Raw genomic sequence first — 14,343 nt, 5'->3', positions numbered from 1 at the left:
GGCGGCCCCGATGGCCGCCTCCCCATGACGCCAAGTCGTACCCCGCCTCCTGTCGCCCTGCGGCCGGAACCGGAAAGTGCGGCCCATACGGAGCAAGGAGTTATATGAAACTGGCCTGGATTCTCTGGCTGTCGCAGTTGTTGCCGCAGCCGGCCGCTGATTCACTGTGTTTGAGCACCACCGTTTACCTGGAAGCCCGCGACCAGACCCTGCGCGGCCAGCAGGCCGTCGCCGAGGTCGCACTGCGCCGTCTCGACAGTGGCCTGTGGGGCGACTCGATGTGCCAGGTGGTCACCGCGCGCAAGCAGTTCGCACCGACCATCGTCTCCCCCGGCACCCAGTTGGGCAACGACGCGGCCTGGAGCGAGGCAATGAACGTGGCCTTCGACGCCGAGCGCAACTGGGCGCTGCCGGCCGGCGAGCGCCGCGAGATCGTGCCCGGTGCCAGCCACTTCGCCGCGCTGTCCATCGCCAGCCCGAACTGGCGCAATGCCTACCAGGTGGCCACCATCGGCGATCACACCTTCTATAAGGTGCAGAACCTCAAGCCGCGGCAGTCGTAACGATCCGTGCCGGCGGCAGCGTTGCCGCCTGCCGGCAGGCTCTGGGATAGTGGGCGTTTCCCGCCCGCATCACCTGGAGTTCCCATGAAGCTGTACAGCAAGCCCGGTGCCTGTTCCACCGCCGACCACATCGCCCTGCAGTGGACCGGCCAGCCGTTCGAGGTTGAACTGCTGAACAAGGACACCCTGAAGGGTCCGGAATTCCTCAAGATCAATCCGGCCGGTGCGGTGCCCGCGCTGGTCGACGGCGACTTCGTGCTGCTGCAGAACGCCGCGATCATGGGCTATATCGCCGACAGCTTCCCGCAGGCCGGCCTCGGCGGTGACGGCAGCCCGCGCCAGCGCGCCGAAGCCACCCGCTGGCTGGCGTTCGTCAATTCCGACGTGCACCCGGCCTTCTCGCCGCTGTTCGCGCCGGGCAAGTTCATTGCCGACGAAGGCCAGTACGACGCGATCCGCGCCGCCGCGCACAAGCGCCTGCGTGGCCTGTTCGAGACCGCCGACAGGCAGCTGGCCGACAAGCCCTGGCTGGCCGGCTTCCGCAGCTTCGCCGACCCGTACTTCTACATCACCCTGCGCTGGGCCGCCGGCACCAAGGTCGACCTGTCGGGCCTGGACAATCTGGCCGCCTACAAGGCACGCATGGATGCCGATGCCGGCGTGCAGGCCGCGCTGAAGGCCGAAGGCCTGGCCTGACCTTGGTCAGGGGTCAGAGCCGTTCGCGTGGCGGACGGATCTGACCCCACCGGCCACCAGACGGGGTCGGATCCGCCTGCGCAGCAGGCGGCTCCGACCCCTCGATATCATTCGCGCGATCAGCCGATCTGGCGGATCACTTCCCCCTTGGCATCGCGCAGGTAGGTCGGCACCACTTCGATGCGCAGCGCCCCCGCCACCGGGTAAACCCCGCGCTCGGCGCGCACCCCTGCCAGGGCCTGCAGGCCCGCCTCGTCCAGTGACCAGCGCGCGCTGTCGGCGGATACGTCCGCCGCTTCACCGCCCCCGTGCGCGATGAACTCCCACTGCCGCTCGCGGCTGGCCAGTTCCAGCGATTTGCCGTGGCGCAGGCGCAGCGGCAACAGTTCGCACACGCTGGCGACCTGACCGGCGCCGAGCACCAGCGTGGTGACGCCCGCCTCCTGCCGCCAGTCCAGGGTCTCGATGAACAGCATGCCGGTGCTGGAACCCTCGCGTTCGCTGCCGGCCTGCACCCGCTGTGCCAGCGCCGGGTCCTCCAGCAGGTTGTCGCGATGCAGATCGCTGATCCACAGCGGCATCGCCGGCAGCAGCGCCTGCAGCACGCCACGCGTCGACCAGCGCTTGACCGCCTCCATCTCCTCATCGGTCAATCCGACCAGCTGCAGGAACTGCAGATGGCCGTTGGCCGTGTCCCGCGCCGGCAACTGCGGGTCCGCAATGAAGGCCAGATGGCACAGCCGCGTGCCGGTCTCCAGCGCGATCGGACCGTTGGCGTTGAGGTGATGGCCATCCTCGAACACGTTGCCACTGCCGAACACGTAGCGCGCCAGGTTCTGCAGCAGGTTCATCGGCCACACCGGCGGGGTGCTGCCGGCGTTCTCACCGGCCTCGGCAGCCAGACGGAAGGTCAGCTCGAAGCCATAACCGCTGGCATCTGCATCACTGCTCTCCTTGGCGTACAGCTCGGAGAAGCCGTAGGTGATGTAATGCCAGTGCGGTACCGGCGCATCCGCCCAGTACACGCTGATGCCATCCAGTGGATCCTGGCCACCGAGCGTGTACGGAAGCGCGGTGCCGAAGTGACGCGGCTCCTGGCCGGCATACAGCGGCGCCAGCGCCGCATTGATCGCGTCCCAGCCTGGGGTGTCGGTGTCGTCGTGGTCGTCCTGCACGCGGGACTCCTTGTAGGGAAGTGAACCGATCACTTTACGCGGTGGCTCAGGCCTGCACGACCTCACTGCCAGCGTTCAGCACCGCCGCCTGGGTTTCCTGCCACCAGCGCTGCGCCAATGCCGGGCTGCGCGCCTTGCCCACCGCCGCCAGCAACTCCGGGCACAAGCGCTCCAGCGCCAGCGCATCGGTGCAGCGTTCGATCTTCAACTGCATGAAGTAGCCCTTCAGGCCCAGGTGGCGGCGCACCGCCTCGCTCATCGCGTCGTACAACTGCTGGTACAGCGCCGGGTCCTGTTCGCGCCCGGTGCTGATGCCGCGCGCCGGCGCCACCTCTGCGCTTCCGCCGATCACTTCGATCAGGCCCTGTGCTGACAATTGCTCCAGCGCGTCCGGTGGTGCCCGCAGGCCTTCGAACAGGCCACGCAGTTCGGTGTCGTTGCGATGGCCATCGACCATCAGCAGGATCGAACGCAGTGCCGCCGGCAGGCGCCGGCTACGGTCTTCGATTTCCTGACGGCCAGCAGCCGTCTTGGCGTGCAGCAATGCCATTGCCTCCCCCTCGCTCGATGCGCAATGCCGGCGCGCCCTCGCGGGCACGCCCCCCTGTGTTGCCATCTCCGGACGGCACGCGCGTTCCCCGGCGCGAGCCGCGTATTGCAGGTCGATGACAGGCCGAGCTTAGCGCAAGTACTGCGGGTAGTGCCGGCCGCTGGCCGGCAACCTCGGGGTGGATGGGGGTGCCGGCCAGTGGCCGGCACGACCGGATCAACGGCCCAGCGCCCGGCGGATCTCCTCCAGCGCGCCGGGGTCGTCCAGCGTCGACAGGTCACCCGGGTCGCGCTGCTCGGCCAGCGCCTGCAACGAGCGCCGCAGCAGCTTGCCCGAACGGGTCTTGGGCAGCGCGTTGACCACGTGCACGTGCGCCGGGCGGGCCACTGCGCCGAGCGAGGTGGTCACCGTGGCCATCATCTCGGCCACCACTTGCGCCGGATCCTCGCCATCCAGGCCCTGCTTGAGGGTGACGAACACCAGCGGCACCTGCCCCTTCAATTCGTCCTTGACCCCGATCACGGCAGCCTCGGCCACGCGCGGGTGGCTCGAAATGGCCTCTTCGATCTCGCGCGTGCCCAGCCGGTGCCCGGCCACGTTGATCACATCATCGGTACGGCCGAGGATGAAGGTGTAGCCATCGTCGTCGCGGATTGCCCAGTCCAGCGAGCTGTACAGCAGTTCCTTGAAGTGGCTGAAGTAGCTCTGCAGGAAACGGTTGTCGTCGTTCCACACCGTGCTCATGCAGCCCGGCGGCAACGGTGGCGACACCACCAGCACCCCCTTCTGCCCCGGTGCGACTTCCTCGCCGGTGTTCTCGTCGATCACCTTCATCCGGTAGCCGAGGTTGGGCAAGCCCGGCGAACCGAAGCGCACCGGCTTCATCTCCAGGCCCGGCAGCAGGGTCAGCGCCGGCCAGCCGGTCTCGGTCTGCCAGTAGTTGTCGATGATCGGCTTGCCGAGCGCTTCGCTGATCCAGTGCGCGGTCGGTTCGTCCAGCGGCTCGCCGGCCAGGAACAGGTATTTCAGCGCGCGCAGGTCGTGGCGATGGATGAAGTCCGCATCGTGCTTCTTCAGCACGCGGATGGCAGTGGGGGACGAGAACATCGTGCGCACGTTGTACTGCTCGCACAGCGCCCACCAGATGCCCGGGTCCGGGTTGGTCGGCAGCCCTTCGTACAGCAGCGAGGTGCAGCCGCCGATCAGCGGGCCGTACACATTGTAGGAATGGCCTACCGCCCAGCCGACATCGGAAGTGGAGAACATCACCTGCCCCGGCCTGCAGTCGAACACGGTTTCCATCGACTGTGCCATCGCCACCGCGTAGCCGCCGACATCGCGCTGCACGCCCTTCGGCTTGCCGGTGGTGCCCGAGGTATACAACAGGTAGCTCGGCTCGCTCGATTCCAGCCACTGCACCGGCACGTCGACCTCACCGATCTGCGCACGCAGCGCGGCGTACTCCACATCGCGGCCCGGCACGCGTGGTTCGGCGGCATCCAGTCCGCGCGACACGATCAGCACGTGCGGCGGTGGCGACGTGGCTTCGGCGCAGGCTGCATCGACCATCGGCTTGTACGGAATCAGCTTGCCACCGCGCATGCCGGCATCGGCGGCGATCAGCAGCTTCGGCTTGGCATCGTCGATGCGCAGCGCCAGGTTGTGCGCGGCGAAGCCACCGAACACCACCGAATGCACCGCACCGATGCGCGCGCAGGCCAGCATCGCGAACACGGCTTCGGCCATGTTCGGCATGTAGATCACCACACGGTCACCGTGACCGACGCCGAGGTGCTTGAGCACGGCAGCGAAGTCGTTCACTTCCCGATACAGCTGGCGATAGGTGATCTCGCGGGTGCTGCTGGTCTCGGTGGAAATGGCAACCAGCGCGAGCTGGTCGGCGCGCTCGGCCAGATGGCGGTCGACGGCGTTGTAGCAGAGATTGGTTTCACCGCCGACAAACCAGCGCCGGAACGGCGGGTTGCTGTAGTCGAGTACCTGCTGCGGCGGTTTGTGCCAATGGATGCGCTTGGCTTCCTCGCCCCAGAAGGCCTCCGGCTCGTCGATCGAGCGACGGTAGGTTTCCTCGTAGTTCATGACGCAGCCCTCCCAGACAAAGTCATGGGTTCGAGGATAGTCCGGCGCTGCCGCGCGGGCCGCCCTACCTTGGTAGGGGGTGGGGTTTTCATGCAGGGCTGCGCCCTGCACCCGCGGTAGTGCCGGCCGCTGGCCGGCAACCTCAGAAGCAACAGCCGAAGCAACAGCGGGTTTCCCGTGGGATGGCGAGGTGGGTCCGGTTGCGGGGGACACCGTGAATCCGTCCATGGAGGCTCGGTCGCCGCATCCATGCGGCTCACGCCCCCGCAACCGGACCCACCCCGCCTTCGACAGACTTCCGCGATCTGTCGGAACACGGGGCCGGATCCCCAGATTCAATATTCAATTCGATATCTGACAGAAAAATCGTGTCGACCAAGGTCGACACCTACCAACACCAACAGCGACAGCCGTTACCAACCTCCGCAGGAATCTGTCGGGGGTGGGGCGGTGTGGGTTGGCAGGACCGTTGGCGCCATGGATGGCGCCATCGAGCCCCCATGGGTGAGGGCGCTTTGCTTGCGAAGCACTGCTTTGCAAGCGCCCGAACGCACAGCCGCCAGCGGCTGGGCCGGCCCCCGGAGGGGGGTTTACGGCGTGTCCTGCCAACCGACACCGTCCCGCCAACCCACGGATAGCCCGCTTTTGACGTTGATTCTGCGGGTGCAGGGCTGCAAGCCCTGCCGAACCCCTAGAACGGAGTGGCGGACTCGAACGCGAGTGCCTCGCCCGTCACCGGGTGGGTGAACCGCAGGCTGCGCGCATGCAGATGCACGCGCTGCGCAGGCGCGGCGTCATACAGCACATCGCCAACGATGGGATGGCCGAGACTGGCCATGTGCAGGCGCAGTTGATGGCTGCGGCCAGTAACCGGTTCCAGCGCCACGCGCGTGCGCTGCGCTTCGGCATCACGCGCCATTACGCGCCAGCGCGTCAGCGCCGGCTTGCCGCGTTCGTGATCGATCATCTGCTTCGGCCGGTTTGGCCAGTCCACGATCAGTGGCAGGTCCACGTCGCCGGCATCGCCTTCAAGCAGCCCCTCCACGATCGCTTCATAACGCTTGCCGACCTGGCGCTGCTCGAACTGCATCGACAACGCCACCTGCATGTCCTTGCCGCGCGCATGCAGCAGCAGGCCGGAGGTCACCTGGTCCAGGCGGTGCACGGTCAACGCATCCGGGTACAGCGCCTGCAGGCGCGCGACCACGCAATCCTGGTTCTCGGCGCCGCGGCCGGGCACGGACAGCAGGCCGGCCGGCTTCTCGGCCACCAGCAGCGCGTCGTCGATGTAATGCAGGTGGATCATGCGGCTCCGTATCCGTCCAAACAGAAACGGGGAAGCCGAAGCTTCCCCGTTTCTGCGTACCGACCAACGGTCGGTACCTACCTCGATGGGAATGTACCGACCAGCGGTCGACACCCACCTTGATGAAAGAGGTACCGGCTCGAGCCGGTACCGCCTGCATCAGCCCAGCAGGTGGGCGACGCCGGCGCGCTCTTCTTCCAGCTCGGCCAGGGTCTTGTCGATGTACTTCTGGCTGAAGTCGTCGATCGGCAGATCCTTCACCAGGGTGTACTTGCCGTTCTCGGTGGTCACTGCGAAGCCGAAGATCACGCCTTCCGGAATGCCGTAGGAACCGTCGGACGGCACGCCCATGGTGACCCACTTGCCGTTGCTGCCCAGCACCCAGTCACGCACGTGGTCGATGGCAGCGTTGGCGGCCGAAGCGGCCGAGGACGAGCCACGGGCTTCGATGATCGCCGCGCCGCGCTTGCCCACGGTCGGGATGAAGGTGTTGGCGTTCCATTCCTGGTCGTTGATCGCATCGGCGATCGACGCGCCATCGGCGGTGGCGAAACGGTAGTCCGGGTACATGGTCGGGCTGTGGTTGCCCCACACGACCAGCTTCTCCATGCCACCGACCGGCTTGCCGAGCTTGGTCGACAGCTGGCTCAGCGCGCGGTTGTGGTCCAGGCGCAGCATGGCGGTGAAGTTTTCCGGCTTCAGGTCCGGGGCCGACTTCATGGCGATGTAGGCATTGGTGTTGGCCGGGTTGCCGACCACCAGCACCTTCACGTCACGGCTGGCGACCTTGTTCAGCGCCGCGCCCTGGGCGGTGAAGATCTTGGCGTTTTCCAGCAGCAGGTCCTTGCGCTCCATGCCCGGGCCACGCGGACGTGCGCCGACCAGCAGGGCGATGTCGGCATCCTTGAACGCGACTTCGGCATCATCGGTGCCGACCATGCCGGCCAGCAGCGGGAAGGCGCAGTCTTCCAGCTCCATCATCACGCCCTTCAGGGCGGCCTGGGCCTTGTCGACCGGCAGTTCCAGCAGCTGCAGGATGACCGGCTGGTCCTTGCCCAGCATTTCGCCGGAGGCGATGCGGAACAGCAGGGCATAACCGATCTGGCCGGCGGCGCCGGTCACGGCAACACGAACGGGTGCTTTCATGGGGGTTTCCTCTTGCTTGCAAGCGTTTGATGGGACGCCGCGGGCAGAGCCACGCAGGCCTGGCGGGCGGCGGGGAACAGGGAAACGGCCACCCGTGGGTGGCCGTTTCGAAGGGGGATCAGGCGGCGAGGTGCTTGTTCCACTCCGCGACGCGGTCGGCCTGGGCGGCCAGCACGGCGTCGACGTCGCCTTCCAGGGTGATCGAATGGATCACGTCGCCCTGCTTGACCGAATCGACGATCGCCTGGCCTTCCAGGACCTTGCCGAAGACGGTGTGGCGGCCGTCCAGCCAATCGGTCTTGATGTGGGTGATGAAGAACTGGCTGCCGTTGGTGTTCGGGCCGGCGTTGGCCATCGACAGCGAGCCGACCTCGTGCTTCACGCCATTCTTCTCGTCTTCGAACTTGTAGCCCGGGCCGCCGGTGCCACGACCCTGCGGGCAGCCGCCCTGGATCATGAAGTCGGCGATAACGCGGTGGAAGATCAGGCCGTCATAGAAGCCGTGCTTGACCAGGTTCACGAAGTTGGCCACGGTCAGCGGTGCCTTGTCGGCGAACAGCTCGACCTTGATCGGGCCCTGGGTGGTGTCGAAAGTGGCGATGAGGGACATGAAGATCCTTGATGCAAAGGGGAATGCGTCTAGCCACCTAGTTTACACCCGCCTCGTGTCGGCGGCGGCTTCGACCATTGGTGAAGCGCCCCGCTTCAGCCCCCGGACGGGGAGCCGCGCAGCCGGGTCCTGGCGGCCCCGGCCGGGGCGGCGGATGCCCAGCTGAATGGGCCCCGTGACAGGCGTGAAATCCACCTTTTCGCGAATCGTCAAGTTCGACGTATAATGTTGGACTTCTTTTTCCAAATCCGGCGCCGACTGGCCCCCTTTCGTATGTCCATCGAAAATCTTCGCAACATCGCCATCGTCGCCCACGTCGACCATGGCAAGACCACCCTGGTCGACCAGCTGCTGAAGCAGTCCGGCACCCTGTCCGAGCGTACCGTCCTCGCCGAGCGCGTGATGGACAGCAACGACCAGGAAAAGGAACGCGGCATCACCATCCTGGCCAAGAACACCGCCATCACCTGGGAAGACAAGAAGACCGGCATCAAGAACCGGATCAACATCGTCGACACCCCCGGCCACGCCGACTTCGGTGGTGAGGTCGAGCGCGTGCTGTCGATGGTCGACACCGTGCTGATCCTGGTCGATGCGATGGACGGCCCGATGCCGCAGACCCGCTTCGTCACCCAGAAGGCCTTCGCGATGGGCTTCAAGCCGATCGTCGTGGTCAACAAGATCGACCGTCCGGGCGCGCGTCCGGAATGGGTGATCGACCAGGTCTTCGACCTGTTCGACAAGCTCGGCGCCACCAATGAGCAGCTGGACTTCCCGATCGTCTACGCCTCGGCCCTGAACGGCTACGCCGGCCTGGAAGACACCGTGCGCGACGGCGACATGACCCCGCTGTACGAAGCGATCATGCAGCACGCCCCGCGTCCGGAGGTGGACCCGGAAGGCCCGTTCCAGATGCGCATCAGCCAGCTGGACTACAACAACTTCGTGGGCGTGATCGGCATCGGCCGCATCCAGCGCGGCACCCTGAAGAAGAACATGCAGGTCGCCGTCATCGACCGTGAAGGCAAGAAGCGCAACGGCAAGGTCGCCCAGGTGCTGGGCTTCCTGGGCCTGGAGCGCATCGAGCAGGAGACGGCCGAGGCCGGTGACATCGTGGCCATCTCCGGCATTCCGGAGCTGACCATCTCCGACACCCTGTGCCACCCGGATACCCCCGAAGCCCTGCCGGCGCTGACCGTCGACGAGCCGACCATCTCGATGACCTTCCAGGTCAACAACTCGCCGTTCGCCGGCAACAAGGACCTGTCCGGTGGCAAGTTCCTGACCAGCCGCCAGATCAAGGACCGCCTGGACCGCGAGCAGGTCCACAACGTGGCACTGAAGGTCGAACAGCTGGAAGACGCCGACAAGTTCCTGGTCTCCGGCCGCGGCGAACTGCACCTGTCGGTGCTGATCGAGAACATGCGCCGTGAAGGCTACGAGCTGGCGGTGTCGCGCCCGGAAGTGATCATCAAGGAAATCGACGGCCAGATGATGGAGCCGATCGAGCAGCTGGTGGTGGACATCGAAGAAATCCACCAGGGCGGCGTGATGGAAAAGCTGGGTACCCGCAAGGGCCAGCTGAAGAACATGGAACCGGACGGCAAGGGCCGTGTGCGCCTGGAATACCAGATCCCGGCCCGTGGCCTGATCGGTTTCCAGAACGAGTTCAAGACCCTGACCCAGGGTTCGGGCCTGCTGTTCCACGTGTTCGACCATTACGGTCCGAAGGAACAGGGTGCGATCGCCAAGCGCATCAACGGCGTGATGATCGCCAATGCGCCGGGCGTCACTCCCGCCTACTCGCTGGGTCCGCTGCAGGAGCGCGGCAAGCTCTTCGCTGCCGAAGGCGACAACGTGTATGAAGGCCAGCTGGTCGGCATCCACTCCAAGGACAACGACCTGACCGTCAACGCGATCAAGACCAAGCCGCTGACCAACATGCGCGCTTCGGGCAAGGACGACGCGATCCAGCTGACCCCGGCGATCAAGTACTCGCTGGAACAGGCCCTGGACTTCATCGAAGACGACGAGCTGGTCGAGATCACCCCCAAGGAGATCCGTCTGCGCAAGAAGTTCCTGACCGAAAGCGACCGCAAGAAGGCTTCGCGCGGCGGCTGAGCCAGCACCCCGTGGACCAGAGCGGCTACAACCCGGATCCGCACCGGCATCCGGGCCTCCACGTCATCGCCCTGCTCGAAGCGAGCAAGGCGATGCTGGCGCTGTTGGCCGCCACCGGGCTGGAAGTGCTCGGACCGCAGCCGCTGCGGCACGGCATCATGGTCCTGATCCGGCGTTTCAGCCTGGATCCGGACCATGGCACCCTGCCCTCGCTGCTGCACATGATCAGCCCCGACGCGGTGCACCTGGCCGCGGCGGGGATGATCGGCTACGGCCTGCTGCACCTGGTCGAAGCCTGGGGCCTGTGGCGGGCCAAGGCCTGGGCCTCCTGGCTGGGCTGCCTGACCGCCTCCCTGTACCTGCCTTTCGACATCTTCGCGATCATCCGCCATCCCGGCTGGCCATCGTGGACGATCCTGGCGATCAACCTGATCGTGGTCTACGTCCTCGCCCGCGACCTGCGCAAGCGCCACCGCTGAGCACCGGCTACACTGGGGATTGGAGCCGACCAAGCCGCCCCATGCGCCCGTCCTTGCCGCCTCTGCTGACCTGCCTGCTTGCCGCGCTGCCTGCGCTGCTTTCGGCTGGCTGCAGCCCGGCCGCGTCCAGCGCGCATGCGGCCGAACCCGCGAGCCGCAACGTGCCGTTCCCGTACGCCGAAACCGATGTCACCGACCTGCAGGCGCGGATGAGCGCCGGTGAGCTGGACAGCACCACCCTGACCCAGGCCTACCTGCAGCGCATCGCCACCCTGGACCGCACCGGGCCGCGCCTGCGCGCGGTGATCGAGCTCAACCCGGATGCACTGAAGGAAGCCGCTGCGCGCGACCGCGAGCGCCGTGATGGACGCCTGCGCGGCCCGCTGCACGGCATTCCGGTACTGCTGAAGGACAACATCAACGCCGCCCCGATGGTCACCAGCGCCGGCTCGCTGGCCCTGCAGGGGTTCCGCCCGGACGACGCCTACCTGGTGCGCCGGCTGCGCGACGCCGGCGCGGTGGTGCTGGGCAAGACCAATCTCAGCGAGTGGGCCAATTTCCGCGGCAACGATTCGGTGTCCGGCTGGAGCGCGCGCGGCGGCCAGACCCGCAATCCCTATCGCCTCAGCCACTCGCCCTGCGGCTCCAGCAGCGGCAGCGCGGTGGCGGTCGCCGCCAACCTGGCCAGCGTGGCGATCGGCACCGAAACCGACGGCAGCATCGTCTGCCCTGCGGCGGTCAATGGCATCGTCGGCCTCAAGCCGACCGTCGGCCTGGTCAGCCGCGAGGGCATCATCCCGATTTCCTTCAGCCAGGACACCGCAGGGCCGATGACCCGCAGCGTCGCCGACGCTGCAGCCGTGCTGACCGCTATCGCCGGCCGCGACGATGCCGACCCGGCCACGGCGACCATGCCTGGCCGCGCGGTGTACGACTACACCGCGCGCCTGGACCCGCAGGGCCTGCGTGGCAAGCGCATCGGCCTGCTGCAGACACCGCTGCTGAAATACCGCGGCATGCCGCCGCTGATCGAACAGGCGGCCACCGAGCTGCGTCGGGCGGGTGCCTTCGTGGTGCCGGTGGAGCTGCCCAACCAGGGCGCCTGGGCCGAGGCGGAACGCACGGTGCTGCTGTACGAATTCAAGGCCGGGCTGGAGCGCTACTTCAGCACCCATCGCGCGCCACTACGCAGCCTGGCCGACCTGATCGCCTTCAACCAGGCGCACAGCAAGCAGGAGCTGGGCCTGTTCGGCCAGGAACTGCTGGTGGCGGCCGACGCTACCGCCGGCCTGGCCGACCCCGCCTATATCCGTGCACGCAGCGATGCGCGCCGGCTGGCCGGCGCGGAAGGCATCGACGCCGCCCTCGCCGCCCACCAGCTCGATGCCCTGGTGGCGCCGACCACCGGTGTGGCGTGGCCGATCCGCAGCGAAGGCGACGACTTCCCCGGCGAGAGCTACAGCGCCGCCGCCGTCGCCGGCTATCCCAGCCTCAGCGTGCCGATGGGCCAGATCAATAGCCTGCCGGTCGGCCTGCTGTTCATGGGCACCGCCTGGAGCGAACCGAAGCTGATCGAAATGGCCTACGCCTACGAACAGCGCACCCGCGCGCGACGCCCGCCGCACTTCGACACCGACACCCTGATCGACGCCGGCGAGCCGTGAGCTCCGGTAACGCCGCGAAATCCTGCTTGCGGTAGTGCCGGCCGCTGGCCGGCAGAACCGAGCTCGCCGGCCAGCGGCCGGCGCTACCGCTCGGGCTCCAGCTCTACCGGCACGATCGCCGCTTCACCGTCTTCAGCCCCCGGCGAACGCACATCCGCAGTGCGCGCACGTGGACCGCGCGGCATGTCCAGTTCGTCTGCATGCTGCAGCCGCGCACGCACCTGCGGCAGCGACTGCGGATGCTCGCGCGCGAGGAAATCGAGCATGCGTTCGCGCACCAGGCAGCGCAGATCGAAGGCATCACCGGAGCTGCGCGCACTGACCAGCAGGCGCACCTGGATCGCGCGCTCGCTGGTCTCGGTCACCTGGGTCACGCAGACCCGGCCATCCCACAGCGCTTCACCGCGGCAGATGCGTTCCAGCTCGGCACGGATCGCTGCCACCGGGGCACGATAGTCCAGCCACAGGAACGCGGTGCCGAGCAGGTCGGCGCTGCGCCGCGTCCAGTTCTGGAAGGGGTTCTCGATGAACCAGGTCAGCGGCACCACCATTCGCCGCTCATCCCAGATGCGCACCACCACATAGCTGCTGCCGATCTCCTCGATGCGCCCCCACTCGCCTTCGACGATCACCACATCATCCAGCCGGATCGGCTGCGTCACTGCGATCTGCAGGCCGGCGATGAGGTTGCCGAACACCGGCTTGGCGGCGATGCCCGCCACCAGGCCGATCAGGCCCGCCGAGGCCAGCAGCGCGGTGCCGATCTTCTGCACCATCGGGAAGGTCAGCAGCACCAGCGATGCGCCCAGCACGATGATGCCGCCCATCAGCACACGGCTGAGCACCCGCGTCTGGGTCTGGATGCGGCGCGCTTCCAGGTTGTCGGAGACATCGATGGGATGGCTGCGCAGGATGGCACGTTCGCCCGCCGCCACCGCCCGCACCAGCAGCCAGATGAAGCACGCGGTCAGCGCGATATGCAGCACCCGTTGCAGGTTGCCCAGAACGGGATCCTGCAGCGGCGTGGCCTGCAATGCAGGGATCAACAGCAGCAGCGGCCATGCGGTGGCCATCGGCAGCCCGAGCACACGCCCGATACGCGCGCGCCGACGATCGCGCCCCTTCAGCCGATGGTAGATCCACAGGATCAGCCACGCGCCGATGCCGCCCACCACTACGGCCAATCCCAACGGCCATGCGTATGCCTGTGCGCTTTGCCAGTGCACCGTTGCCACCTCCACTCGAACAGCCAAGTGGACAGACTCGCGCATGGCGCATGAGCGCCACGTCAGTCGTTCGTAAGCGGGGCGTGGGTCGGCAGGGCTTGCAGCCCTGCACCTGCGGTAGTGCCGGCCGCTGGCCGGCAACCTCAACAGCAACAGCCGAAGCAGAAGCGGGCTTCCTGTGGGATGGCGGAGTGGGGCCGGTTGCGGGAGACGCCGTGAATCCCGCTCCGCGGTCCGGCCCAGCCGCTGGCGGCTGTGCGTTCGGGTGCTTGCGAAGCAGTGCTTCGCGAGCAAAGCGCCCTCACCCATGGAGGCTCGGTCGCCGCTTGCTCGTGTGCGCTTTCCTGCGCACACGGCAAGACCGGGGTTGGGCGTCCTGCCCAACCCGCCCGAGGCATGCCTCGGGCCCATGCGGCTCACGCCCCGTAACTGGATCTGTCGGGACCTGCTGCTGATGGTGGGTGCCGACCGTTGGTCGGCACGGAGTCGGAGCCCATTTTGAATACTGCAATCTGACAGAAAAATCGTGTCGACCAACGGTCGACACCTACCAACAGCCGCGCATGCCAATCGCCGCAGTTACCAGTAGCAACTGTCTTGTCAGGGGCAGCCGAGGGCCACCTCGGCGTCCCGCTTACGGGCGTTGAGGATCACCAGCATTTTGCGCATGACCGCCACGAGCGCCACCTTGCTCGCTTTGCCTTTGGCCT

General features: G+C 66.9%; 12 protein-coding genes and 1 pseudogene. 5 read left to right on the top strand and 8 right to left on the bottom strand.

Going from position 1 to position 14,343, the window contains the following annotated elements:
• Window positions 1–104 precede the first annotated feature (104 nt).
• Both VG556_RS22135 and VG556_RS22130 read left to right on the top strand, forming a co-directional pair.
• Complete coding sequence (locus VG556_RS22135) at window positions 105–563, top strand: cell wall hydrolase (protein ID WP_004154513.1); 459 nt, start codon at window positions 105–107, stop codon at window positions 561–563.
• A gap of 84 nt (window positions 564–647) precedes the next feature.
• The gene (locus VG556_RS22130) at window positions 648–1,259 is read left to right on the top strand and encodes a glutathione S-transferase N-terminal domain-containing protein (protein WP_014646068.1); all 612 of its coding nucleotides are present in this window, start codon (window positions 648–650) and stop codon (window positions 1,257–1,259) included.
• Between the two features lie 119 nt (window positions 1,260–1,378).
• Here VG556_RS22130 and VG556_RS22125 read toward each other — a convergent pair whose 3' ends face one another.
• From VG556_RS22125 to VG556_RS22100, 6 genes are all read right to left on the bottom strand, one after another.
• On the bottom strand, window positions 1,379–2,434 hold the full coding sequence (locus VG556_RS22125) for a suppressor of fused domain protein (RefSeq protein WP_049406569.1): 1,056 nt from the start codon (window positions 2,432–2,434) through the stop codon (window positions 1,379–1,381).
• A gap of 46 nt (window positions 2,435–2,480) precedes the next feature.
• Window positions 2,481–2,984 (bottom strand): hypothetical protein, encoded by a 504-nt coding sequence (locus VG556_RS22120; RefSeq protein ID WP_014646066.1) that lies wholly within the window; start codon window positions 2,982–2,984, stop codon window positions 2,481–2,483.
• A 216-nt stretch (window positions 2,985–3,200) separates the two neighbouring features.
• Window positions 3,201–5,081: a propionate--CoA ligase gene (gene prpE, locus VG556_RS22115; RefSeq protein ID WP_049406571.1), complete on the bottom strand. Its 1,881-nt coding sequence runs from the start codon at window positions 5,079–5,081 to the stop codon at window positions 3,201–3,203.
• Window positions 5,082–5,772: 691 nt separating this feature from the next.
• Window positions 5,773–6,387: an RluA family pseudouridine synthase gene (locus tag VG556_RS22110; RefSeq protein ID WP_032955877.1), complete on the bottom strand. Its 615-nt coding sequence runs from the start codon at window positions 6,385–6,387 to the stop codon at window positions 5,773–5,775.
• A 159-nt stretch (window positions 6,388–6,546) separates the two neighbouring features.
• A complete protein-coding gene (locus VG556_RS22105; protein ID WP_004153634.1) occupies window positions 6,547–7,533 on the bottom strand; it encodes a malate dehydrogenase in 987 nt (328 codons plus the stop codon).
• Window positions 7,534–7,651: 118 nt separating this feature from the next.
• A complete protein-coding gene (locus VG556_RS22100; protein WP_005408225.1) occupies window positions 7,652–8,143 on the bottom strand; it encodes a peptidylprolyl isomerase in 492 nt (163 codons plus the stop codon).
• 273 nt (window positions 8,144–8,416) lie between these two features.
• Between VG556_RS22100 and typA the strand changes: the two genes are divergently transcribed.
• The 3 genes from typA to VG556_RS22085 are packed head-to-tail and all read left to right on the top strand — an operon-like array spanning window position 8,417 to window position 12,407.
• Window positions 8,417–10,264, top strand: coding sequence for a translational GTPase TypA (typA, locus tag VG556_RS22095; RefSeq protein ID WP_046429077.1), 1,848 nt, complete (start codon window positions 8,417–8,419; stop codon window positions 10,262–10,264).
• Between the two features lie 11 nt (window positions 10,265–10,275).
• Entirely contained in the window at window positions 10,276–10,743 is a 468-nt protein-coding gene (locus VG556_RS22090; RefSeq protein ID WP_032955872.1) for a DUF2127 domain-containing protein, read from the top strand.
• Between the two features lie 41 nt (window positions 10,744–10,784).
• Window positions 10,785–12,407: an amidase gene (locus tag VG556_RS22085; RefSeq protein WP_100449381.1), complete on the top strand. Its 1,623-nt coding sequence runs from the start codon at window positions 10,785–10,787 to the stop codon at window positions 12,405–12,407.
• An 83-nt stretch (window positions 12,408–12,490) separates the two neighbouring features.
• On the opposite strand, the gene VG556_RS22080 is transcribed toward VG556_RS22085, so the two are convergent.
• Window positions 12,491–13,678: a mechanosensitive ion channel family protein gene (locus tag VG556_RS22080; protein WP_219634425.1), complete on the bottom strand. Its 1,188-nt coding sequence runs from the start codon at window positions 13,676–13,678 to the stop codon at window positions 12,491–12,493.
• Between the two features lie 555 nt (window positions 13,679–14,233).
• Window positions 14,234–14,343: pseudogene (locus VG556_RS22075) on the bottom strand (IS110 family transposase); the annotation flags it as partial.

The organism is Stenotrophomonas sp. CASM106 (genome assembly GCF_049384825.1).
Taxonomy (GTDB): Bacteria; Pseudomonadota; Gammaproteobacteria; order Xanthomonadales; family Xanthomonadaceae; genus Stenotrophomonas; species Stenotrophomonas muris.
This window is presented reverse-complemented; position numbering and strand designations above follow the sequence as displayed.

Excerpts from the sequence above, each read along its gene's own strand:
- typA (WP_046429077.1), top strand. The coding sequence starts at position 8,417 with ATGTCCATCGAAAATCTTCGCAACATCGCCATCGTCGCCCACGTCGAC.
- VG556_RS22120 (WP_014646066.1), bottom strand. The coding sequence starts at position 2,984 with ATGGCATTGCTGCACGCCAAGACGGCTGCTGGCCGTCAGGAAATCGAA.
- VG556_RS22130 (WP_014646068.1), top strand. The coding sequence starts at position 648 with ATGAAGCTGTACAGCAAGCCCGGTGCCTGTTCCACCGCCGACCACATC.
- VG556_RS22085 (WP_100449381.1), top strand. The coding sequence starts at position 10,785 with ATGCGCCCGTCCTTGCCGCCTCTGCTGACCTGCCTGCTTGCCGCGCTG.
- VG556_RS22100 (WP_005408225.1), bottom strand. The coding sequence starts at position 8,143 with ATGTCCCTCATCGCCACTTTCGACACCACCCAGGGCCCGATCAAGGTC.
- VG556_RS22135 (WP_004154513.1), top strand. The coding sequence starts at position 105 with ATGAAACTGGCCTGGATTCTCTGGCTGTCGCAGTTGTTGCCGCAGCCG.
- VG556_RS22105 (WP_004153634.1), bottom strand. The coding sequence starts at position 7,533 with ATGAAAGCACCCGTTCGTGTTGCCGTGACCGGCGCCGCCGGCCAGATC.
- prpE (WP_049406571.1), bottom strand. The coding sequence starts at position 5,081 with ATGAACTACGAGGAAACCTACCGTCGCTCGATCGACGAGCCGGAGGCC.
- VG556_RS22110 (WP_032955877.1), bottom strand. The coding sequence starts at position 6,387 with ATGATCCACCTGCATTACATCGACGACGCGCTGCTGGTGGCCGAGAAG.
- VG556_RS22080 (WP_219634425.1), bottom strand. The coding sequence starts at position 13,678 with ATGCGCGAGTCTGTCCACTTGGCTGTTCGAGTGGAGGTGGCAACGGTG.